Raw genomic sequence first — 20508 nt, forward strand, 5'->3', positions numbered from 1 at the left:
CGGCATCGACCATAAAATGGCGCGAATCACCAAGTTCGCGGACTTTCGATCACCAACAGGCGGCGCATCTTCGAATCCGGCCGCACTCGCTTCTCCAGCGCCGCCGCTGCAGGTCGAACGCACGAAAGTCGGCCCTGTGGCTCGACTTTTTGCCAAACCTCACGAAAATATCGCCCGACCGAGCGCCCAATATCTTAACCAGGCAGGCTTCCAAAAAAATATCTGGCGATGACCTTAAGTCCACGCTATGCGATACAAAGGCGGCGGGGCTGAGGATTGGCACTCTAAACAGGTAGTCGGTGACGAATGATATTCGCGCTCGCGCCACGTTAGTGTCCATGTCCTTGCGCCTGGAGTTCAGTACTACCCGATGACATCCTACGTAGAAGTCGTGTCCGGACTTCGGCCGAAGCTGCGGCGCGCCATTATCATGATCCAGGACATCGTCATGGTCCTGGTCTCGGTGGCGCTCAGCCTGGTGCTGTCGAGGTCGGATCTGTCGTTCGGGGTGCTCTCTCCCACGGGTCTGGTATGCTGGGCGAGCATCGTCGTTCTCAGCCATCTTTTATTCAGATATTGCGGCCTCTACAACACAGTGTGGCGGTTCGCCTCCACGCCCGACTTCTTCAACATCCTGAAGAGTTGTGCGACTTTGACTGTCCTGCTCTATGCCGCCTCGCTGACGTTTCGTGCCTTCCAGCCTGTGATCGGCCTCAATGAGCGCCAGTTCATCGTCTTCTTCCTGGTCTCGTTCACCATCATCTCGGCGCCCCGGCTCTACTACCGGTTCCTACGCGACGGCGCGAGCTGGCGAATCCTGAGCCGCGGCGCAGATAATGAACTGGTCAAGCAGGCGCTGTTCGTCGGCAGGCTGGGCGAGGCCGATGTGATCATCCGCTTCACGCGCACTGCGGAGCCGGCTGAGTACGCCATCGCCGGGATCATGGCGATCGAGAACGGAGCGCCGTTGGGTACGCGCATTCACGGGGTTCCGGTGGTGGCCATCCGGCCGCGCCTGGTGGAAGTGCTGGAGGAGTATGCCAAAGGCACGCAAAGCCTCGACATGCTGATTTTCGGCAACGGGGCCGAACGTGAGATCGAGGAATATTCCGAACTGGTTCGCGTCGCCCGCCATAGCGGCATAGCCGTTGTGCAGTTCTCCGGCTTTTCCGAGCTCGGGCAGGGGGGAAAGCTGGTTCTCGACGCCGTCGAGATGGAAACCATCCTGCGCCGCTCGACGGTTCCTTCCGACATCGAGCGTATCGGCGCTTTTGTCAGCGGCAAGCGCGTCCTGGTGACTGGGGGCGCCGGCTCCATCGGACGTATTCTGGTCAAACGCTCGCTGGAACTCGGTGCCGAGGCGGTTCTGGTTGCCGATATTTCGGAGTTCGGGATCTTTCAGCTCGACCAGTATATCGACGAAAAGGACCACGATCGTCTCAAGAGCCGCATCATCGATGTCACCGACCGGCGGCAGATGACCCGCGTCGTCAGCGAGTTCAAGCCTGATATCATCTTCCATGCCGCCGCGCTCAAGCACGTCCCGCTGCTCGAGGAAAACTGGGAGTCGGCGATCCAGACAAACATTTTTGGCACGCTGGTCTGTGCCGAAGTCGCCGCCAAATGCGGAGTTCCGCAGTTCCTGCTCATTTCGAGCGACAAGGCGGTCGACCCGACCTCCGTGCTTGGCATGACCAAACGGGCGGCCGAGCAGATCGTCAGTTCGCTGCACGAAACGCACGAAACGGAGCCGAACGGGCATCGTTCCGGCACCAAGTTCATCGCCGTGCGGTTCGGCAATGTGTTTGGCTCCAATGGGTCGGTGGCAACCATATTCCAGGCGCAGATCGAGGCCGGCGGCCCCGTCACCATCACCGATCGGCGTATGACCCGCTATTTCATGACGGTGGCGGAAGCCGTTGACCTCGTCATCATGGCGGCAGCCGACGCCGAGACCCGCCAGGGCAAGGACGATTATGCCATCTATATGCTCGACATGGGCAAGCCGGTACCGATCCTTGAAGTCGCTGAAACCATGATCCGCATGGCTGGCAAGAGCCCTTACACCGACATTCCGATCCGTTTCACCGGCATAAGGCCGGGAGAGAAGCTGCATGAGGTGCTTCATGGCGAGAACGAAGAGGTCGTTGCGCTCGACATCTCGAAGATTTTTGGACTGAGCACGGATGTCGTGGATTGGTCCAGGGTCCAGGCCGCGCTGACGGCGCTGCAGGCGGCAATGTGCGATCAGGACAAGGCATCGGCACTCGCAGTCCTGGCAGGGCTCCATCAGGTAGAAGCACCTGCCAGCGACGCGCATCGGGAAACACGCGCGAAAACAGTCGGACAAGCAAGCTAGAGCATGATCCCGAACCGAAGGTCAGCGCAGCAAAAAGTGTGAACCGGTTTTCGGAAAAGATCATGCTCGAACAAGAAGATAGAGTCCCATCCCGATTCCGTCGGGATGGAACAGGCTCTAGAGCCTGTTGCGGGCGGCTGGGATTGGGTATTCAAGGCAATCCGATAGCCGCTCGCGCGTATTGCAGGTGATTCGAAGCCGGTGAACAAACAAGATCAGCGCGTGGCCATATTGCTGGCCACGAAAGATGGCGCATCCTTCATCGGCGAGCAGTTGGACTCCCTGCTTGAGCAGTCGCATCCCCTTGTCGATTTGTGGGTTTCCGACGATGGCTCCACCGACGGCACGGATGCCGTCATCGGCTCCTGGCAAACCCGCTGGCACAAGGGCCGATTGACCCTGGTGAACGGACCTCGCCAGGGGTTTGCCGCCAACTTCCGCTCGATGATTGTCGATCCGCGCATCGACGCCGACTACTACGCCTTCTGTGACCAGGACGACATCTGGGAGCCGGACAGGCTGGAGACCGCGATTGCCTGGATGCAGGCGCACGATGCCGCAATTCCGCTGCTGTTTTGTTCGCGGACCGCAACCATGTCCGAAACCGGAGCAGCGCTGGGGCATTCGCCGCTTTTCCAAAAGCCGCCGTCGTTTCGCAATGCGCTCGTGCAAAGCATTGCCGGCGGCAACACGATGATGATCAACCGCGCGGCCCGCGAGCTGCTGGCAAAGGCATCGGCAAGGACCGAGTTCGTCAGCCATGACTGGTGGACCTATCTCATCGTCACCGCCGCCGGCGGCATGGTCCGCTATGATCCGCGGCCGCTGGTGCGATACCGCCAGCACGAGGCAAATCTGGTCGGCGCCAACGTGTCGTGGAAGGCGAGGCTGTCGCGGCTCGGGCGCCTGTTCAGGGGCGAGTTCGCCGACTGGACTGATCACAATCTCAGCGGTCTGGCGGTCAATCGCGACATCCTCACCAAGGATGCAGCCGCCTGCCTTGGCCTGTTCATCAGGTCGCGCAAGGGCGGTGTCCGGCGTCGCCTGCGTCTTCTCAGAAAAAGTGGCGTCTACCGGCAGACGCTGGCTGGTACTCTTGGGCTCTATCTGGCCTTCATCTGGCGGCGGATCTAGAGCATGCAGAGATGGCCATGACAGGACCAAAGCGAGCCTTCGACCTGGTCGTGGCGGCGCTGCTGCTGCCGCTGGCGTCGCCTTTCATCCTGCTTGCCATGCTGGCAATCAGGCTGTCGTCGCCGGGACCCGCACTGTTTTCTCAAACCCGGGTCGGACAGCATGGGGTGCCGTTTCGCTGCCATAAGCTGAGGACGATGCTTGTGGGAACGCCGTCACTGCCCTCGCACCAGGCGCCGGCAAATTCCGTCACTGCCGCCGGCCAAGTGTTGCGGAAGTTCAAGATCGACGAGCTGCCGCAGCTCTGGAACGTGCTGAGGGGCGAGATGAGCCTGGTCGGACCGCGCCCCTGCCTGCCCACGCAAACCGAGTTGATCGAACGCCGCAGGAAATTGGGTGTTCTTGCGGCGCTTCCCGGCATCACCGGCCTGGCGCAGATGCGGGCCATCGACATGTCAGACCCAAAACTCTGCGCCGAAACCGATGCCGAATATCTCAAGACGGCCTCGATTGGCCTCGATATCCGCATTCTCATCGGCACGATTTTCTACCGCGGCTGAGCGGCGCCTGATTTGGTGCGGCGCGCGAGTTCCACCAGCTGTTCGAGCGTATCGGTCCGTGGCGCCCAGCCTTCGGACACCAGCAGCGATGGATCGCAAATTTGGGTGGCTGTCATCGCCTGCCATGCCTTGCGCCTGCCCAGCAAAGTCGCCACCGCCCGCATCAGGCCGGCAGGCACGGCAGACAGCCGCAACGAGTACCCAAAACCGTCCCGAAAAGCCCCGATGATTGCCGAGACCGGGAGAGGGGGGAGGTCGCAGGCGACGTAGACGGGGCGAAGCGGCTGCGGACGGCTCAACAGATACAGCACGGTCCGCGCCGCCGCCTCGCATGACATCAGCGATCGTATTCCGCTAAATACCGCCGCCGGCAGTGGCAAATTCACTGGCATGCCGGCCATGCGCATCAGGTACGCCAGGTTTCCCTTCATGCCTTCGCCATAAATCGGCGGCAGGCGCAGTGCCGTCGCATCGGAGGGCCTGGACGCATAGGCTTCCAGCGTCCTGATCTCGCCTTCGCGTTTCGAGCGCCCATAGGCGCATTGCGGAGCAGGGGGCGTCGTCTCGGTGATCGTCCCGCTGAAGCCGGGACCGGCCACTGCCCGGATCGAAGACAAATAGATGAAGCGCCCGCTTGTCCGCCAGGCGGCCGCGCGCGCCAGTTGTGCGGTCAGTGTCCCGTTGGCGGCCAGCAAGTCGGCTTCGCTTGCGTCCCGGTCATTGTTGAGAGCCGCGCAGTGGACGACATGGGTGACATCTCGCATCATCGCCTCGAACGTCTTGGCCGGGGCGTCGAAGTCCGGCAACAGGACGGCATCGCTCGCGGGATCGAGCCGTTCCGGGTGACGCGATGCCATGCGCACCTCGAACCCGGCCGCGCGAAGCTGGTTGACGACCTGGCGCCCGACGAAACCCGTCGCGCCTGTCACCAGCACTTTCATGGCGAGCTTGCCGGCGGCGTCATGGCCGGTGCTGGTCGTTCCGGCAACATCTGTTGCCGGCCCGAAGCAAGATATGTCCCGGCCACCAGAAAGACCATCAGCGTCGAATCGAGAATGTCGTGGCCAACCAGGATGCCGGTCAATCCGCCTGTCAGGTAAGTGATCACGGTGACCACAATCATCGTGGCGCCGAGCCGCTCGACCGGATCGTCGCTGACACGCAGGACCCTCGCCGCGTTCCGCCCGGCAACCACGAAGATCGCCGCGAGCGTGATTGCGCCCAACAGGCCGGCCTGTACCAGCGCGGTCAGGAAACCGTTGTGGAAATGGCTAAAACCGCGGTCCAAGCCGAACTGGTCCTGGAATCCCTGATGCATGAGCGCCTGGCTGGCGGCGATCCCATGGCCAAAGATCGGAGCGTCCCGGAAGGCGCCGAGTCCGATCTGCCACAGTGCCACGCGCAGCCCAAGCGCCGTCGAGTGGTCGCCCTTGGTGGCGAGCGCGTTCCAGTCGCTGAAGAGGAAATCGGCGCGTTCCGATATGATGGGGTATCCGACGGTGACGATCGCTATCAAGAGGGCGCCGGCGACCGGCAGCAGGCGAATCGAATTCAGGCCGGCGAGCCTGCGCCGGTTGACCAGAAGAACCGCGATGGCGGCAATCAGCATGGCTAGCCAAATGATGCGCGTGCCCGAAAGAAGGATGGCGATTGTTCCGGCCAGCGCCGCCGAAATGAGCAGAACCCTGGCCTTTTCGATGCCCGACAGCGCGCCGGCCAGGCAGATCAGGACGCTAAGGCAGGCAACAGTCGCGAACGGGATCGCATTCCCGGCGCCGCCTTCGGCCCGCATGCCAAGCCAGTAATATTGCACGACGGCCAGCACGAGCGCGCCAAAACATGCCGCCGCGCTGGCGACCACGACGATGCGGGCGAGAGTAGCCTTCGCAGTGATGCTCCATGTCGAATAGGAGATCGGGAAGAACAGGAAGGTGATCAGCGCCGCAAGATGCGGCGCATCCACCTTGAGCGCGTTGTTGGCGATCGACGCCAGGACATAGGCCGCGCAATAGGCATAGATCGCGACCGTCATCGCAAGCATCGGTCGGTCGAAATTGAAGCGCCGCCGCTTCAGGACAAGCAGAAACACCGACCACACGCCGCCGCCATTGAACACGAAACTGACCACCGAGCCCAGGACAGGTGGAGAAAAAAAGCAGACCACGGAAAAGTAGACATTGATCCGCGAAGGCGTGAAATGTTTGTTTAGGGACGACAGACGGTTCAATGCTCTAATTCACAATTTTCTGGTCTTCGGGACGACGGATCTATTTGGTGGAAACACACGCGTTGACTTCGAAATTCGCTTGGGATCGCGACAAGCCTGGTGCGCCGGATTTCCGGATCGGGTATAGCCGCTGGGTACGGTTTTCGATAGTGCGGGCAGGGCCGCGCCAACATCAAAAATCGACAGCGCGGCTGATGCGGCCGTGACGGTGCGAGTTTGCCACCGGCAGATGAGGGATCGTTCCCGGTCCAGGCAATATTTTCCCAGCCATTGCCGGCGCATCCGCCCGTTGAGCAGAAATTTCCGAGTTCTGGTCCTTGCGTGGAAAATTCATTCCCGATCCACCCCGTGGCAGGCCTGTCTTGCGTTGTTATGAACAAGGACGATCTGCTAGAACGCCGGCACGAAAAATATTGTCCAGAAGTGAAGCTTGAACCGGGTGCCTGAAAAAACTGCGCCTGATGCATCGAGACAAGGTCTGGATGGCACGAGAGAACGCTCACAGTCCATGAATATCGCGCTTACGCACCTGCAGCGGCTTGAAGCCGAATCCATCCATATTTTTCGCGAAGTCGCAGCCGCCTTCGCCAAGCCGGTCATGCTCTATTCGGTCGGCAAGGATTCGTCGGTGCTGATGCATCTGGCGATGAAGGCGTTCTACCCGGCCAAGCCGCCTTTTCCGTTCCTGCATGTCGACACCACCTGGAAGTTCCGCGAGATGATCGCCTTTCGCGATCAGATGGCGCAAAAGCTCGGCTTCGATCTGCTGGTCCATGTCAACGCAGATGGCGTGCGCGACAACATCAATCCCTTCGATCACGGCTCGAACACCCACACCCATGTCATGAAGACCGTGGCACTGCGCCAGGCACTCGACAAATACGGTTTTGACGCAGCTTTTGGCGGGGCGCGGCGCGACGAGGAAAAGTCGCGCGCCAAGGAGCGCATCTTTTCCTTCCGCAACGCCCAGCATGTCTGGGACCCGAAGAACCAGCGGCCGGAGATGTGGAAGATCTTCAATACCCGTATCGCGTCGGGTGAATCGATCCGTGTCTTTCCGCTGTCGAACTGGACCGAGCTCGACATCTGGCAGTACATTCTCCAGGAAAACATCCCGATCGTGCCGCTCTATTTCGCCAAGGAGCGGCCGGTGGTCGAACGCGACGGCATGCTTATCCTGAAAGACGACGACCGCATGGTGTTGCGCCCCGGCGAGATGGTGGAGAACCGGCTGGTGCGCTTCCGCACGCTTGGCTGCTATCCGCTGACCGGCGCCATCGAATCCGACGCCGATACGCTCGAGGCCATCGTTGGCGAAATGCTCACCGCACGCACCTCCGAGCGGCAGGGCCGCCTGATCGACCGCGATGAAGCCGGCTCGATGGAAAAGAAGAAGCGCGAGGGGTACTTCTGAGCATGCGCCACATCATGGCCAAGAGCCTCGCCCCCACCGACGGTGTCCGCGACTATCTGGCGGCGCAGGAGAAGAAGTCGCTGCTGCGCTTCCTGACCTGCGGTTCGGTCGACGACGGCAAGTCGACGCTGATCGGTCGCCTGCTTTCGGACACCAAGCAGATTTTCGAGGACCAGCTCGCCGCGCTCGAGCGCGATTCGCGCAAGCACGGCACGACCGGCGACGACATCGATTTCGCATTATTGGTCGACGGCCTCGAGGCTGAGCGCGAGCAAGGCATCACCATCGATGTCGCCTACCGCTTCTTTGCCACGCCGAAACGCAAGTTCATCGTTGCCGACACGCCCGGCCACGAACAGTACACGCGCAACATGGCGACGGGTGCCTCGACCGCCGATCTCGCCATCGTCCTGATCGATGCCCGCCAGGGCGTGCTGCGCCAGACACGGCGCCATTCGATCATCGCCTCGCTGCTTGGCATCCGCCACGTCGTTCTGGCCATCAACAAGTTCGACCTCGTCGGCTTCGACAAGGCGGTCTTCGAACGGATCATCGAAGATTACGGGCAGTTCTCGAAAGAACTCGGCTTCCAGACCATCGTGCCGATCCCGATGTCGGCCCGTTACGGCGACAACGTCACCAGCCGTTCGGACAAGACGGAATGGTATTCCGGCCCGACGTTGATCGAACATCTCGAAACCGTCTCGGTCGACGAAGCCGCGGTCGAATTGCCGTTCCGCTTTCCGGTGCAATATGTGAACCGTCCCAATCTCGACTTTCGCGGTTTCGCGGGCACCATTGCGTCGGGCTCGGTTTCGCCGGGCGACGAGGTCGTTGTCGCCAAATCCGGCAAATCCTCGCATGTCAGGCGCATCGTCGCGCATGGCGGTGACCTGCAGAAGGCAGTCGCCGGCCAGGCCATCACGCTTGTCCTCGATGATGAGGTCGAGGTTTCCAGAGGCAACATGCTGGTGTCGCCGGCAGCACGGCCGCAGGTCGCCGACCAGTTCGCCGCCAACATCGTCTGGTTCGACGAACATGCGCTGCTGCCCGGCCGCTCCTACATCCTGCGCACCGAGACCGACCAGACCAGCGCCACCGTCACCGATCTGAAATACCGGGTCAACGTCAACGACTTTGCCCATGAGGCGGCCAAGTCGCTGGAAATGAACGAAGTCGGCATCTGCAACATCTCGACGCGGGCGCCGATCGCCTTCGACACCTTCGCCGAGAACCGCACCACCGGCGCCTTCATCCTGATCGACCGCATCACCAACGCCACGGTCGGCGCCGGCATGATCCTGCATTCGCTGCGCCGGGCCGAAAACATCCACTGGCAGTCGCTCGATGTCGACAAGCGCGTCCGCGCCGACATGAAGCACCAGCGGCCCGCCGTGTTCTGGTTCACCGGGCTCTCCGGCTCTGGCAAGTCGACCATCGCCAATCTGTTCGAAAAGAAGCTCTACGCCACCGGCCGCCATACCTACATTCTGGATGGCGACAATGTCCGTCACGGCCTCAACCGCGATCTCGGCTTCACCGACGCCGATCGCGTCGAGAATATTCGCCGTGTCGCCGAGGTGGCGCGCCTGATGGCGGATGCCGGGCTGATCGTCATTGTTTCCTTCATTTCGCCGTTCAGCGCCGAGCGGCGCATGGCGCGCGAGTTGATGGCCGACGGCGAGTTCGTCGAGGTGTTTGTCGATACGCCGTTCGAGGAATGCGCCAGGCGCGATCCGAAGGGCCTGTATGCGCGGGCGCTGAATGGCGAGATCAAGAATTTCACCGGCGTCGATTCACCCTATGAAGCTCCGGAAAAACCCGAAATCCATCTCAAGACACTCGGCAGATCGGCCGAGGAGATGGTAGAGGCCCTGGAACTCTGGCTGATCGAGCGCGACATTGTTGAAGACCAATATGACAACGGCGGCGGCATCTGACGACGAACTGATGCTCGCCGTGTTCGAGCGCCTGGCGCTCGCGGCCGGACGCGAAGTCATGCGCGTCTATCGCGACGGCTGTGCGGTCGACCGCAAGTCGGACAGTTCGCCGGTCACCGAAGCCGACCGCGAAAGCGAGAAGATCATTCTCGCCGGCTTGCGCGCGGCATACCCCGACATTCCTTGCGTGGCGGAGGAGGAAGCGTCGGCCGGGATCGTGCCGCCCGATCTCGATGGCGCCTTCTTCCTGATCGATCCGCTCGACGGCACCAAGGAATTCGTCAACCGCAGGACCGATTTCACCGTCAACATCGCGCTGATCCGCCATGGCGTGCCGGAAATCGGCGTCGTCTTTGCGCCTTGCACCGGACGTTTCTTTTCTGGTCGGCCGGGAAGGGCGGAAGCCCTCGAAATCAGTGACGACTACCAGATCGTCGGTCGCCGGCCGGTCTCCGTAAGGACCGGTGTAACGCCGCTGACCATTGTCGCCAGCCGCTCGCACAACACGCCTGAGACCGACGCTTACATTCGTGACCTTGGCGTTGCCGAGCTTGTCTCGGTTGGCTCATCGCTGAAATTTTGTCTTGTCGCCGCCGCTGAGGCCGACGTCTATCCGCGCTTCGGCCGCACCATGGAATGGGACACCGCGGCAGGCGACGCCGTGCTGCGCGCCGCCGGCGGCATGACGCGCACGCTCGACGGCCAGCCGCTCGTCTATGGCAAGCGCAAGCAGAGCGACGACGAGGACTTCGCCAATCCGCATTTTATTGCCAGCGGGAAGACGGCAAACGCGTAATCTCCCCCCTTGAGGAGGAGATGTCGCCGAAGGCGACAGAGGGGGTCGGTGCGACCGGGCGCGACTTCCTGCGACGGATGAAGGTCAGCGCTCCACGCGCCCTCTGGCCTGCCGGCCATCTCCTCCTCAAGGGGGGAGATTAGGCGCTTCTACGCCGCCGCGACGTGCGCCGAATTCGAGCCGATATAGTTGCGGATCGTCTCGATGATGCGGTCCTGGTCGGCTTCGCTGAGATAGGGGTGCATCGGCAGGCACAGGATCCGCTTCGGCAGTTCCTCCGAAACGGCAAGGCCGGTGGGCGTGCGCGGATAGTCGCGATAAGCGATTTGGCTGTGCAGCGGCTTCACATAGTAGATCACCGACGGAATGCCCTTTTCGCCGAGATGCGCCTTCAGCCCGTCGCGCTTCGGCGTCTCGATCGCATATTGCGCCCAGGCCGAGCGGCTACCGTCCAGATTGCGGGCTGCGATGACGATGTCGCCGAGGCCTTCGGCATAGCGATTGGCCACCACCTGGCGGGCAACCATCTCGTCTTCGAGAATGGCCAGTTTCTCGATCAGGATCGCCGCCTGGATCGTGTCGAGCCGCGAATTGATGCCGACGCGGACATTGTCGTACTGCGTCTCGCCCTTGCCGTGGAAGGCAAACGAACGAAGCTGTTCGGCCAGCGCGTCGTCATTGGTGAACATCGCGCCGCCGTCACCATAGCAGCCGAGCGGCTTGGCCGGATAGAAGCTGGTCGAGCCGACATGGCCGAACGCGCCGCACATCTTGCCATCGGCCGAACCGCCCATCGACTGGGCGGCGTCCTCGATCACCATCAGATTTTCACGATTGGCGATGGTCATGATCGCCTCGTAATCGGCGGAAAGGCCGAACAGGTCGACGGGGATGATCGCCTTCGGCTTCAGCCGGCCTTCCTTCTTGATCATGGCGATCGCCGCTTCGAGGCTGGCGATATCAATGTTGTAGGTCGCCGGGTCGACATCGACGAAAACCGGCTCGGCCTTGGCCAACGCCACGACTTCGGCCGTGGCGGCAAAGGTGAAGCTCGGCACGAACACCGCGTCGCCCGGGCCGATGCCGGCGGCAAACAGCGGCAGCAGCAGCGCGTCGGTGCCGTTGGCGCAGGCCACGACATGCTTGGTGCCGACATAGGCGGCGAGCTTGTTTTCGAATTCGGTGACCTGAGGACCGAGAATATAGCGGCCCTCATCGACGACGCGGTCGATCGCCGCCTTCAGCCGGTCGCGGATTCGTTCGCGCTGCGCGCCAAGATCGATGAACTGCATGTCGGCCTCAATGGTTTAGCCAGATAATTGGCCGCTGGTACCAGAGTTGGCGCGGCCGAGAAAGCCGCAGGAGCAAAACCGCGAATTGCCTATGTGTCGCAGTCTGTTACCCCAAATTTCCGGCCTGTCCTCGCCGGATGCCGGAAATCAGGGCTTCGGCGGGCATCATCCGGCCTTTTTATCGCATTTGTCCGGCCCGGCGAAACATAAAGTGATCAGCCGGCAGCGCACATTCTTGACCAAATGGTCATCGGATCAGGCGATTTCATGCCGCCAGGGCGGATTGGCGCCGGCCCGCGATACCGTCACCGCCGCAGCCTTGGCGCCGAGCGCCAGCGCCTTGTGGATGGCGTCTTTCGACAGGCCGGCAATCGCCGTCTTCGACAACAGGCCTTGCTCATGCAAGGAGGCGAGGATGCCGGCGTTGAACGTGTCGCCGGCGCCCACCGTATCGACCACCTTGACCTTTTCCGGCATCACCGTGACGGCGTGATCTCTGGTGTAGCCGACGGCGCCTTCGCTGCCATGGGTGACGACGATCAGCTTCGGGCCGCGATCCAGCCAGTTGCGGATGACGTCTTCGTGCGACCCGGCTTCGCCGAACCAGTTCAGGTCCTCGTCCGACAGTTTGACGATGTCGGCAATCGCCATCATCGAGCGGATGCGCCTCAGATGCTTGGCCTTGTCGGGGATGAAGTTCGGCCGGATGTTGGGGKCGAGCATCATCACGCGGCGCTCATGCTCGCGTTTCATGAACTCTTCATAGGCCCCTCCGGCCGGCTCCGAGATCAGGCTGATGGCGCCGAACAGCATGGCTTCAATCTCTGAGCCAAGCTCCGGCAGGTCGTCGATGGTCAGCATGCGGCCGGCGGTGTTCTCGTCATAGAAGGTGTAGGTCGCCTGGCCGTTGTTCAGCCGCACGAAGGCAAGCGTGGTTGGCCGCGGCGAGGTGTGTGCGTAGGTGGAGCTGACCTTGCTCGCCCCCAGTGCATCCCGGAACTGGCCGCCGAACAGGTCCGACGACAGGCCGGAAAAGAACCCCGCGGGCGCGCCCAGCCGGCCAAGCGCGATGGCGGTGTTGAACACCGCGCCGCCGACATAGGGGGCAAAGGCCGGCTCGCCCTTCGTCGTGGTACGCGGCAGCATGTCGATCAGGGCTTCGCCGCAGCAAAGGATCATGGCTTCTTGTCCTCCGGCGGATAGATCACGCCCTTGCGGATGATGATGTTGGCATAGAGCCGCGGCTCGCTGGTGGCGACGATCGCATGCGCCGACCTGACCCGTGCATAGAAGTCGGCGCCGGCCAGCGCAACCACCTTGCGGCCCGGCGCATGCTTGGCGCAGATCGCCTCTATCTCGTGGTGGACGGGATCGGCGAGCGAGGGGTTGCCTTTGACCGAGGCGCGAAACAGCGCTTCCGGCACGGCGTCGTCGACGGGCAAGACGCTCAATATCGCATCAAGCACCGGAATAAGCTGATGACCATCGGCCCGGATGAGCCGGTTTGCCTGTTCTTCGGCCGGGTAATTGCCGTCGACAAGGGCGATCTCGTCGCCATGGCCCATGGCGCGCAACGTCGCCAGAAGCTCCGGACCGAGCAGCGCCGGGATTCCGATCAGCATTCAGGTGCTCCTGGAAATGGTCGTCGAGCCGATGAGGAAACGTTCGGAGAGCGGCAGGCTGGCACCGCCCAGTGCGCGTGCATGAATGCCGACGGTGCCTTCGCGAACGGTTGGCAATTTCAGGCCTTCGCCGTCGATCGTGGCGATGGCCTCGATGACGGCATCGACAAGCCGGCGGCGGACGGTGAGCGGCATCCATCCATCGATCACCGCGGCCTCGAAATCGATGACCGATGATGCCGAAACGATCGCATAGGCCAGCGCCTGCGCGGCAGCAATGATCCAGTCGTCGAGCTCGACGCCGATCTCGCCCCAGTCCTCCGGCGAGGTCCAAAGATGCGAAGCTTCGACGCCGCGGGCGTTGAGCGCCTTCTCCAGCATGGCGATTGACGCCACGTCGATCAGTTGCGCCGGCTTGCCGTCGGGTCCAGGCACCGGCATCGAGCCCAGCGCGCCGGCATTGCCGGTCGGGCCGCCGAAAAGCCGGCCGTTCAGCACGATGCCGCCGCCGGCAAAGGCGCCGATATAGAAATAGACGAAGTCACGCGCGCTCGCCTGGCCGAACACCAGCTCGGCGCCGCAGGCCGAGGTGGCGTCGTTCTGCAGATAGACCGGGAATTCGCATTGCGACTGGATGTCGGCACGGATGTCGCGATGGCGCCATTCGTCCATGATGTCGCGCGGCGCGCCTGCTGTATCGGCCCAGTTCCAAAGTTCGAACGGCATGGCGATGCCAAGTCCGGCAATGCGCTTGTCCTGCGCCGGGGTGAGTTCGCCGCGCATCTTCTTCATGCCGGAGGTGACGAATTCCACCGTCTCGCGCGGCGCGGGGTAGCGGTAGGAATGCTGCAGCATCGAGCGCACATGCCCGAGGAAATCGATCAGCACCAGCTCGGCGCTGCGGCGGCCGATCTTGAGGCCGATGAAATAGGCGCCGTCAGGATTGAGCGCCATCGGGATGGAGGGTTGGCCGATCTTGCCGCGCAAAGGCGCCTGCCGGACAAGCAGGCTGTCCTCCTCGAGCTCGCGCATGATCACCGAAACCGTCTGGGCCGAAAGCCCGGTCATGCGCGCAATGTCGGATTTGGCCAGACTGCCGTGCTGACGCACCAGCGACAGCACCAACCGCTCATTGTGGTCGCGCATGCCGCTCTGGTTGGTGCCGCGATGCAGATGGCTTTCGGCCGCCTCGGGCGAACCGTGCCTCGCAATGCCGGTCTCCACCCTTGTTTCCTCCCGTCGTTTCCCCTCAATGCTTTTGGGCCAGAATGAGTGAACGGAGCAATGCTGTCAATAATAAATAAGAGTGATTTAATTATTGACAGAGGTTTCGGACTGGTGTCTGTTGGAGACAGCGTCCACGCTGGGAGAACTTCGTTGGATGTGCTGCAGGATGCCGGTTGGCCGGCATCCGGAATGGTTCCACTGGGAGGAAAATCGTGACCAAGTCAAAATTGTTGAAGTCCACCGTTTTTGCCGCTGCCGGGTTGGGTCTGATGGCATTTGCGTCGTCCGCATCGGCGGCCGGCGTCGGCGCCTGCCTGATCACCAAGACCGACACCAACCCCTTCTTCGTCAAGATGAAGGAAGGCGCGACCGCGAAAGCCAAGGAACTCGGCGTCGACCTGAAATCCTACGCCGGCAAGGTCGACGGCGACAGCGAGAGCCAGGTGGCGGCAATCGAGAGCTGCATCGCCGACGGCGCCAAGGGCATCCTGATCACCGCGTCCGACACCAAGGGCATCGTCCCAACGGTGAAGAAGGCGCGCGACGCCGGCCTGCTGGTGATCGCGCTCGACACGCCGCTTGACCCGATCGACGCTGCCGACGCAACCTTCGCGACGGACAATCTCGAAGCCGGCAAGCTGATCGGCGCCTGGGCTGCGGCGACGCTCGGCGACAAGGCCAAGGATGCCAAGATCGGCTTCCTCGACCTGACTCCCTCGCAACCGACAGTCGACGTGCTGCGCGACCAGGGCTTCATGATGGGCTACGGCATCGACGTGAAGGACCCCAACAAGATCGGCGACGAGGACGATGCGCGCATCGTCGGCCATGACGTCACCAACGGCAACGAGGAAGGCGGCCGCAAGGCTATGGAGAACCTTCTCCAGAAGGACTCCGGAATCACCGTTATCCACACCATCAACGAGCCGGCCGCTGTCGGCGCCTATCAGGCGCTCAAGGCCGTCGGTCTTGAAAAGCAGGTGTTGATCGTATCGGTTGACGGCGGCTGCCCCGGCGTGAAATCGGTTACCGAAGGCGTGATCGGTGCGACCTCGCAGCAATACCCACTGCAGATGGCGGCACTCGGCATCGAGGCGATCGCCGCTTTCGCCAAGGACGGCACCAAGCCGAAGCCGACCGAAGGCAAGAACTTCTTCGACACCGGCGTCAACCTCGTGACCGACAAACCCGCCGCCGGCGTGAAGTCCATCGACACCAAGGAAGGCCTCGCCAAGTGCTGGGGCTGATGCTGGTCTGACCGGCAAAAAAGAACCGATCGGCCGGGGGGCTTGATCCCCGGCCGTTTCGGGTGGACGATGTGTCACTGTAGACGCGAATAATCCCGGCGGCAGACCGGAAAGGCGTGGACGGGTCTCAGCGCGCGGCTGAGGCCCCACGGGGAGGAAACATGGCTCAAGCTCAGGAATTCGAGAAAGTTCTCTCGAGCAGCGACACAAGCGTTGCCGCTTTTGACGAGCACAAATCGGCCGTCAAACGCATCCAGCATTTCCTGCATTCGACGCCGGCCGCGGTGCCGCTGATCGTGCTGGTTCTGGCGATCATTGTCTTCGGCATCACCATCGGCGGGCGGTTCTTTTCGTCCTACACGCTGACGCTTATCCTGCAGCAGATCGCCATTGTCGGCATTCTCGGCGCCGCGCAGACGCTGGTCATCCTGACCGCCGGCATCGATCTGTCGATTGGCGTGATCATGGTGATTTCGGCCGTGATCATGGGCAATTGCGCTGTCAGCTACGGTATGCCGGCCATTCTCGCCGTGCCAATCGGGCTTGCCGCTGGCGCGGCCTGTGGGCTGCTCAACGGGGTGCTGGTCGCCTACATGAAGCTGCCGCCCTTCATCGTGACCCTTGGCACCTGGAATATCGTCATGGCCACGAACTTCATTTATTCGGCCAATGAGACGATCCGCGACACCGACGTCGATGCTCAGGCGCCGCTGCTGCATCTTTTTGCCATGAGCTTCAAGATTGGCTCTGCGGTACTGACGCTCGGCGTCATTGCCACGGTCGTGCTCGTCATGATCCTCTGGTACGTGCTCAATCACACCGCATGGGGCCGCCATGTCTACGCCGTTGGCGATGATCAGGAGGCGGCAAAGCTGTCGGGCATCCAGACCAAAAAGGTGTTGATGACGGTCTACACCCTTGCCGGGTTGATCGCCGCTTTCGCCGCCTGGGTCTCCATCGGCCGCAACGGCTCGATCTCGCCGTCAGCCGCCGTCACCGACTACAATCTGCAGGCGATCACCGCGACGGTGATCGGCGGCATCTCCCTGTTCGGCGGGCGCGGCTCGATCCTGGGCACGCTGTTCGGCGCCATGATCGTCGGCGTCGTCTCGATGGGCCTCAACATGCTGGGCGCCGATCCGCAATGGAAAGTGCTGCTCACCGGTATGCTGATCATCGGCGCCGTTGCCATCGACCAATGGATCAGAAAGGTTTCGGCATAACCATGACCCAGGAACCCATCCTCACCGCGCGCGGTCTGATCAAGCGCTATGGCCGCGTCACAGCTCTCGACAGTGCCGATTTCGACCTCTATCCGGGCGAAATCCTTGCTGTCATCGGCGACAATGGCGCCGGCAAGTCGTCGCTCATCAAGGCGATTTCCGGTGCGGCCGTGCCCGACGAAGGCGAGATCCGCCTCGAAGGCAAGACAGTCGCCTTCAAATCGCCGATGGAGGCTCGCGAAGCCGGCATCGAGACCGTCTACCAGAACCTGGCGCTGTCGCCGGCTTTGTCGATCGCCGACAACATGTTCCTCGGCCGCGAGATCCGCAAACCCGGTTTCCTCGGCGACTGGCTGCGCATGCTCGACCGGCCTGCGATGGAAAAGCGCGCCCGCGACAAGCTCACCGAACTGGGGCTGATGACCATCCAGAACATCAGCCAGGCAGTGGAAACGCTCTCGGGCGGCCAACGCCAGGGCGTGGCGGTGGCGCGCGCTGCCGCCTTCGGCTCAAAAGTGGTGATCATGGATGAGCCGACAGCCGCCCTCGGCGTCAAGGAAAGCCGCCGCGTGCTCGAACTGATCCTCGACGTCAAGAAGCGCGGCCTGCCGATCGTGCTGATCTCGCACAACATGCCGCATGTCTTCGAAGTGGCGGACCGCATCCACATTCACCGTCTGGGCCGTCGCCTGTGCGTCATCGATCCCAAGCAATACACCATGTCCGACGCCGTCGCCTTCATGACCGGGGCGAAGGTTCCGCCGGAGGCGGCGCTGGCGGCCTGAGCAACTGGCGGCCTGGGCACTGGCGGCCCGGATTGCCAAATTGCCGCAGGGCCGGTTGGAGCGGTGGCCGGCTAAATCGATTGAATATATAATAAGATGCAGTAGCATGGGCTGGGAGGAATGGTGAAAGCCGGTATGATCATGGCAACCGCACGAGAGGCAGCATGACGCGCGCGATGACATCCCAAGCCCCCAAGCCCATTCTTGAAAACCCAGATCCCAAGACGCTCGCTGACGAAGTCTTGAAGGCCCTTAAATACCGGGTCGGCAAGGACACCACCGTCGCCACCCAGTACGACTGGCTCACCGCCTCGATCAAGGTCGTGCGCGACCGCGTCGTCGATCATTGGATGCAGGCGACGAAAGAGGCCTACGACCAGCAGGAAAAGCGCGTCTACTATCTGTCGCTGGAATTTCTCATCGGTCGCCTGATGCGCGACGCCTTCTCCAATCTCGGGCTGATGGACAATATGCGCGAAGCGCTGTCGTCGCTCGGCGTCGACCTCGACCTCATCGCCGCGCTCGAACCCGATGCCGCCCTTGGCAATGGCGGTCTCGGCCGTCTCGCCGCCTGCTTCATGGAAAGCATGGCGACGGTCGACATTCCTGCACACGGCTACGGCATTCGCTATGCCAACGGCATGTTCCGCCAGGAAATCCATGATGGCTGGCAGGTGGAACTGCCCGAGACCTGGCTCGACCACGGCAACCCTTGGGAGTTCGAGCGCCGCGAACGCTCCTTCGAGGTCGGCTTTGGCGGCTCGGTCGAATCGATCACCTCGAAGACCGGCCGGCTCGAGCGTCACGTCTGGAAGCCGACCGAGCATGTTCTGGCCGTCGCCTATGACACGCCGGTGGCCGGCTGGCGGGCCAACCGCGTCAACACGCTGCGGCTTTGGTCCGGCATGCCGATCGACCCGATCCTGCTCGACAAATTCAACGCCGGCGACCACATCGGCGCGCTTGCCGAAAGCAACAAGGCCGATGCCTTGTCGCGCGTGCTTTACCCAGCCGATTCCCACAAGGCCGGGCAGGAATTGCGGCTGCGGCAGGAGTATTTCTTCTCCACCGCCTCGCTGCAGGACATCGTCCAGCGCCATCTCAGCCAGTATGGCGATTTGCAGTCGCTGCCCGACAAGGCGGCGATCCATCTCAACGACACCCATCCGGCCATCGCCGTGCCCGAGCTGATGCGGCTCTTGATGGATGTCCACGGCATGGATTTCGACCAGGCCTGGAGTGTCACCAAGCGCACCTTCGGCTACACCAACCACACGCTGCTGCCCGAAGCGCTGGAAAGCTGGCCGGTGCCGCTGTTCGAGCGGCTGTTGCCGCGCCACATGCAGATCGTCTACGCCATCAACGCCGAGGTGTTGCTCGAAGCGCGTGCGTCCAATCAGTTCTCGGACGAGCAGATCAGCCGCATCTCGCTGATCCAGGAAAACGGCGACCGACGCGTGCGCATGGGCAATCTGGCCTTCGTCGGCTCGCACTCGATCAACGGCGTTTCCGCGCTGCACACCGAATTGATGAAGGAGACGGTGTTTGCCGACCTTCATAAGCTCTATCCCGATCGCATCAACAACAAGACCAATGGCATCACGCCGCGGCGATGGCTGATCCAGTGCAATCCCGGCCTGACGGCGCTGACCCGCGAGACGATCGGCGACCGCTTTCTGGATGACATCGACGCCATCAAGGGCCTCGAAGCCTTTGCCGGCGACGCCGCCTTCCGCGACAAGTTCGCCGCCGTCAAGCGGGCCAACAAGGCGCGGCTGGCCAATCTCGTCGCCGATCGGCTTGGCATCAAGGTCGACCCTTCGGCGCTGTTCGACATCCAGATCAAGCGCATCCATGAATACAAGCGCCAGCTTTTGAACATCCTCGAAGCGATCGCGCTGTATGACCAGATCCGCTCGCATCCGGAGCGCGACTGGATGCCCCGCGTAAAATTCTTCGGCGGCAAGGCGGCGCCCAGCTACCACAACGCCAAGCTGATCATCAAACTCGCCAACGACGTCGCCAAGGTCATCAACAGCGACCCGTCGGTTCGCGGCCTGCTGAAAGTGGTGTTCGTGCCGAACTACAATGTCAGCCTGGCCGAAATCATGATGCCGGCGGCCGATCTGTCGGAGCAGATTTCGACCGCCGGAATGGAAGCGTCGGGCACCGGCAACATGAAGTTCGCGCTGAACGGCGCGCTGACCATCGGCACGCTCGACGGCGCCAATGTCGAGATCAAGGAGTGTGTCGGCGACGACAACATCTTCATCTTCGGCCTGACCACCGCCGAGGTCGCCGAGCGGCGCGGCAACGGCTACAATCCGCGCGCCGTGATCGAGGCATCGTCGGAACTGGCGCAGGCGGTGTCGGCCGTTTCGTCGGGCGTCTTCTCGCCAGACGATCCCGATCGCTATCGCGAGCTGATCAACGGTCTCTATCAGAGCGACTGGTTCATGGTCGCCGCCGATTTCGACGCCTACGCCACAGCCCAGCGCGAGGTCGACGAAGTCTGGCGCAACAGTCCCGACTGGTACGCGAGAGCAATCCGCAATGTCGCCCGCGTCGGCTGGTTCTCTTCCGATCGCACGATCCGCCAATATGCGAAAGAAATCTGGAACGTGCCCGTCTGATATGCTTGCATGAGGCCACGAACAATGTGGTCCGGTGCATGTCGGGGCA

Annotated in this window: 17 protein-coding genes; 10 read left to right on the forward strand and 7 right to left on the reverse strand. The window is 62.2% G+C overall.

The window, feature by feature from the left end:
• The first annotated feature begins 370 nt into the window (after positions 1–370).
• The 3 genes from AC1DVW_RS00395 (at position 371) to AC1DVW_RS00405 (ending at position 4053) form a co-directional block, all read left to right on the forward strand.
• Positions 371–2359, forward strand: a complete 1989-nt coding sequence (locus AC1DVW_RS00395; RefSeq protein WP_477320667.1) for an SDR family NAD(P)-dependent oxidoreductase — start codon at positions 371–373, stop codon at positions 2357–2359.
• A gap of 222 nt (positions 2360–2581) precedes the next feature.
• Entirely contained in the window at positions 2582–3493 is a 912-nt protein-coding gene (locus tag AC1DVW_RS00400) for a glycosyltransferase family 2 protein (RefSeq protein ID WP_477320668.1), read from the forward strand.
• Between the two features lie 17 nt (positions 3494–3510).
• Positions 3511–4053 (forward strand): sugar transferase, encoded by a 543-nt coding sequence (locus AC1DVW_RS00405; RefSeq protein ID WP_477320669.1) that lies wholly within the window; start codon positions 3511–3513, stop codon positions 4051–4053.
• Here the strand turns inward: AC1DVW_RS00405 and AC1DVW_RS00410 are convergent.
• The 3 genes from AC1DVW_RS00410 to AC1DVW_RS00420 all read right to left on the reverse strand — a co-directional run bounded on the left by AC1DVW_RS00410 (position 4041) and on the right by AC1DVW_RS00420 (position 6614).
• Positions 4041–4994, reverse strand: coding sequence for an NAD-dependent epimerase/dehydratase family protein (locus AC1DVW_RS00410; RefSeq protein ID WP_477320670.1), 954 nt, complete (start codon positions 4992–4994; stop codon positions 4041–4043). The genes AC1DVW_RS00405 and AC1DVW_RS00410 overlap by 13 nt on opposite strands.
• Positions 4991–6280 (reverse strand): O-antigen ligase family protein, encoded by a 1290-nt coding sequence (locus AC1DVW_RS00415; protein ID WP_477320671.1) that lies wholly within the window; start codon positions 6278–6280, stop codon positions 4991–4993. Before AC1DVW_RS00415 ends, AC1DVW_RS00410 begins: the two co-directional genes overlap by 4 nt.
• A gap of 172 nt (positions 6281–6452) precedes the next feature.
• Positions 6453–6614, reverse strand: a complete 162-nt coding sequence (locus tag AC1DVW_RS00420; protein ID WP_477320672.1) for a hypothetical protein — start codon at positions 6612–6614, stop codon at positions 6453–6455.
• A 174-nt stretch (positions 6615–6788) separates the two neighbouring features.
• On the opposite strand from AC1DVW_RS00420, the gene cysD reads away from it, so the two are divergent.
• From cysD to cysQ, 3 genes are read left to right on the forward strand one after another with little or no spacing between them, the layout of a single operon-like run.
• Positions 6789–7694, forward strand: coding sequence for a sulfate adenylyltransferase subunit CysD (gene cysD, locus AC1DVW_RS00425; protein WP_477320673.1), 906 nt, complete (start codon positions 6789–6791; stop codon positions 7692–7694).
• 2 nt (positions 7695–7696) lie between these two features.
• On the forward strand, positions 7697–9634 hold the full coding sequence (gene cysN / locus AC1DVW_RS00430) for a sulfate adenylyltransferase subunit CysN (RefSeq protein WP_477320674.1): 1938 nt from the start codon (positions 7697–7699) through the stop codon (positions 9632–9634).
• 10 nt (positions 9635–9644) lie between these two features.
• Complete coding sequence (cysQ, locus tag AC1DVW_RS00435; RefSeq protein ID WP_477321551.1) at positions 9645–10430, forward strand: 3'(2'),5'-bisphosphate nucleotidase CysQ; 786 nt, start codon at positions 9645–9647, stop codon at positions 10428–10430.
• Between the two features lie 149 nt (positions 10431–10579).
• Here the strand turns inward: cysQ and AC1DVW_RS00440 are convergent, their stop codons facing one another.
• From AC1DVW_RS00440 to AC1DVW_RS00455, 4 genes are all read right to left on the reverse strand, one after another.
• Positions 10580–11722, reverse strand: coding sequence for a DegT/DnrJ/EryC1/StrS family aminotransferase (locus AC1DVW_RS00440; RefSeq protein ID WP_477320675.1), 1143 nt, complete (start codon positions 11720–11722; stop codon positions 10580–10582).
• A 255-nt stretch (positions 11723–11977) separates the two neighbouring features.
• Positions 11978–12901, reverse strand: a complete 924-nt coding sequence (locus AC1DVW_RS00445; RefSeq protein ID WP_477320676.1) for a carbohydrate kinase family protein — start codon at positions 12899–12901, stop codon at positions 11978–11980.
• Positions 12898–13344, reverse strand: a complete 447-nt coding sequence (locus AC1DVW_RS00450) for an RbsD/FucU family protein (protein WP_477243672.1) — start codon at positions 13342–13344, stop codon at positions 12898–12900. The genes AC1DVW_RS00445 and AC1DVW_RS00450 overlap by 4 nt, the downstream gene beginning before the upstream one ends.
• Positions 13345–14568: an ROK family transcriptional regulator gene (locus AC1DVW_RS00455; protein WP_477243674.1), complete on the reverse strand. Its 1224-nt coding sequence runs from the start codon at positions 14566–14568 to the stop codon at positions 13345–13347.
• A 272-nt stretch (positions 14569–14840) separates the two neighbouring features.
• On the opposite strand from AC1DVW_RS00455, the gene AC1DVW_RS00460 reads away from it, so the two are divergent.
• From AC1DVW_RS00460 to AC1DVW_RS00475, 4 genes are all read left to right on the forward strand, one after another.
• Positions 14841–15818, forward strand: a complete 978-nt coding sequence (locus AC1DVW_RS00460) for a substrate-binding domain-containing protein (protein WP_477316476.1) — start codon at positions 14841–14843, stop codon at positions 15816–15818.
• 161 nt (positions 15819–15979) lie between these two features.
• On the forward strand, positions 15980–17041 hold the full coding sequence (locus AC1DVW_RS00465; RefSeq protein WP_477243676.1) for an ABC transporter permease: 1062 nt from the start codon (positions 15980–15982) through the stop codon (positions 17039–17041).
• Between the two features lie 2 nt (positions 17042–17043).
• Positions 17044–17826, forward strand: a complete 783-nt coding sequence (locus AC1DVW_RS00470) for an ATP-binding cassette domain-containing protein (RefSeq protein WP_477271946.1) — start codon at positions 17044–17046, stop codon at positions 17824–17826.
• A gap of 164 nt (positions 17827–17990) precedes the next feature.
• Positions 17991–20459: a glycogen/starch/alpha-glucan phosphorylase gene (locus AC1DVW_RS00475; protein ID WP_477320677.1), complete on the forward strand. Its 2469-nt coding sequence runs from the start codon at positions 17991–17993 to the stop codon at positions 20457–20459.
• Positions 20460–20508 lie beyond the last annotated feature (49 nt).

It is taken from the genome of Mesorhizobium sp. P3_B5 (assembly GCF_056402815.1).

Excerpts from the sequence above, each read along its gene's own strand:
- AC1DVW_RS00475 (WP_477320677.1), top strand. The coding sequence starts at position 17,991 with ATGACGCGCGCGATGACATCCCAAGCCCCCAAGCCCATTCTTGAAAAC.
- AC1DVW_RS00460 (WP_477316476.1), top strand. The coding sequence starts at position 14,841 with ATGGCATTTGCGTCGTCCGCATCGGCGGCCGGCGTCGGCGCCTGCCTG.
- cysD (WP_477320673.1), top strand. The coding sequence starts at position 6,789 with ATGAATATCGCGCTTACGCACCTGCAGCGGCTTGAAGCCGAATCCATC.
- AC1DVW_RS00405 (WP_477320669.1), top strand. The coding sequence starts at position 3,511 with ATGACAGGACCAAAGCGAGCCTTCGACCTGGTCGTGGCGGCGCTGCTG.
- AC1DVW_RS00470 (WP_477271946.1), top strand. The coding sequence starts at position 17,044 with ATGACCCAGGAACCCATCCTCACCGCGCGCGGTCTGATCAAGCGCTAT.
- cysQ (WP_477321551.1), top strand. The coding sequence starts at position 9,645 with ATGCTCGCCGTGTTCGAGCGCCTGGCGCTCGCGGCCGGACGCGAAGTC.
- AC1DVW_RS00450 (WP_477243672.1), bottom strand. The coding sequence starts at position 13,344 with ATGCTGATCGGAATCCCGGCGCTGCTCGGTCCGGAGCTTCTGGCGACG.
- AC1DVW_RS00440 (WP_477320675.1), bottom strand. The coding sequence starts at position 11,722 with ATGCAGTTCATCGATCTTGGCGCGCAGCGCGAACGAATCCGCGACCGG.
- AC1DVW_RS00410 (WP_477320670.1), bottom strand. The coding sequence starts at position 4,994 with ATGAAAGTGCTGGTGACAGGCGCGACGGGTTTCGTCGGGCGCCAGGTC.
- AC1DVW_RS00420 (WP_477320672.1), bottom strand. The coding sequence starts at position 6,614 with ATGAATTTTCCACGCAAGGACCAGAACTCGGAAATTTCTGCTCAACGG.
- AC1DVW_RS00465 (WP_477243676.1), top strand. The coding sequence starts at position 15,980 with ATGGCTCAAGCTCAGGAATTCGAGAAAGTTCTCTCGAGCAGCGACACA.
- AC1DVW_RS00395 (WP_477320667.1), top strand. The coding sequence starts at position 371 with ATGACATCCTACGTAGAAGTCGTGTCCGGACTTCGGCCGAAGCTGCGG.
- cysN (WP_477320674.1), top strand. The coding sequence starts at position 7,697 with ATGCGCCACATCATGGCCAAGAGCCTCGCCCCCACCGACGGTGTCCGC.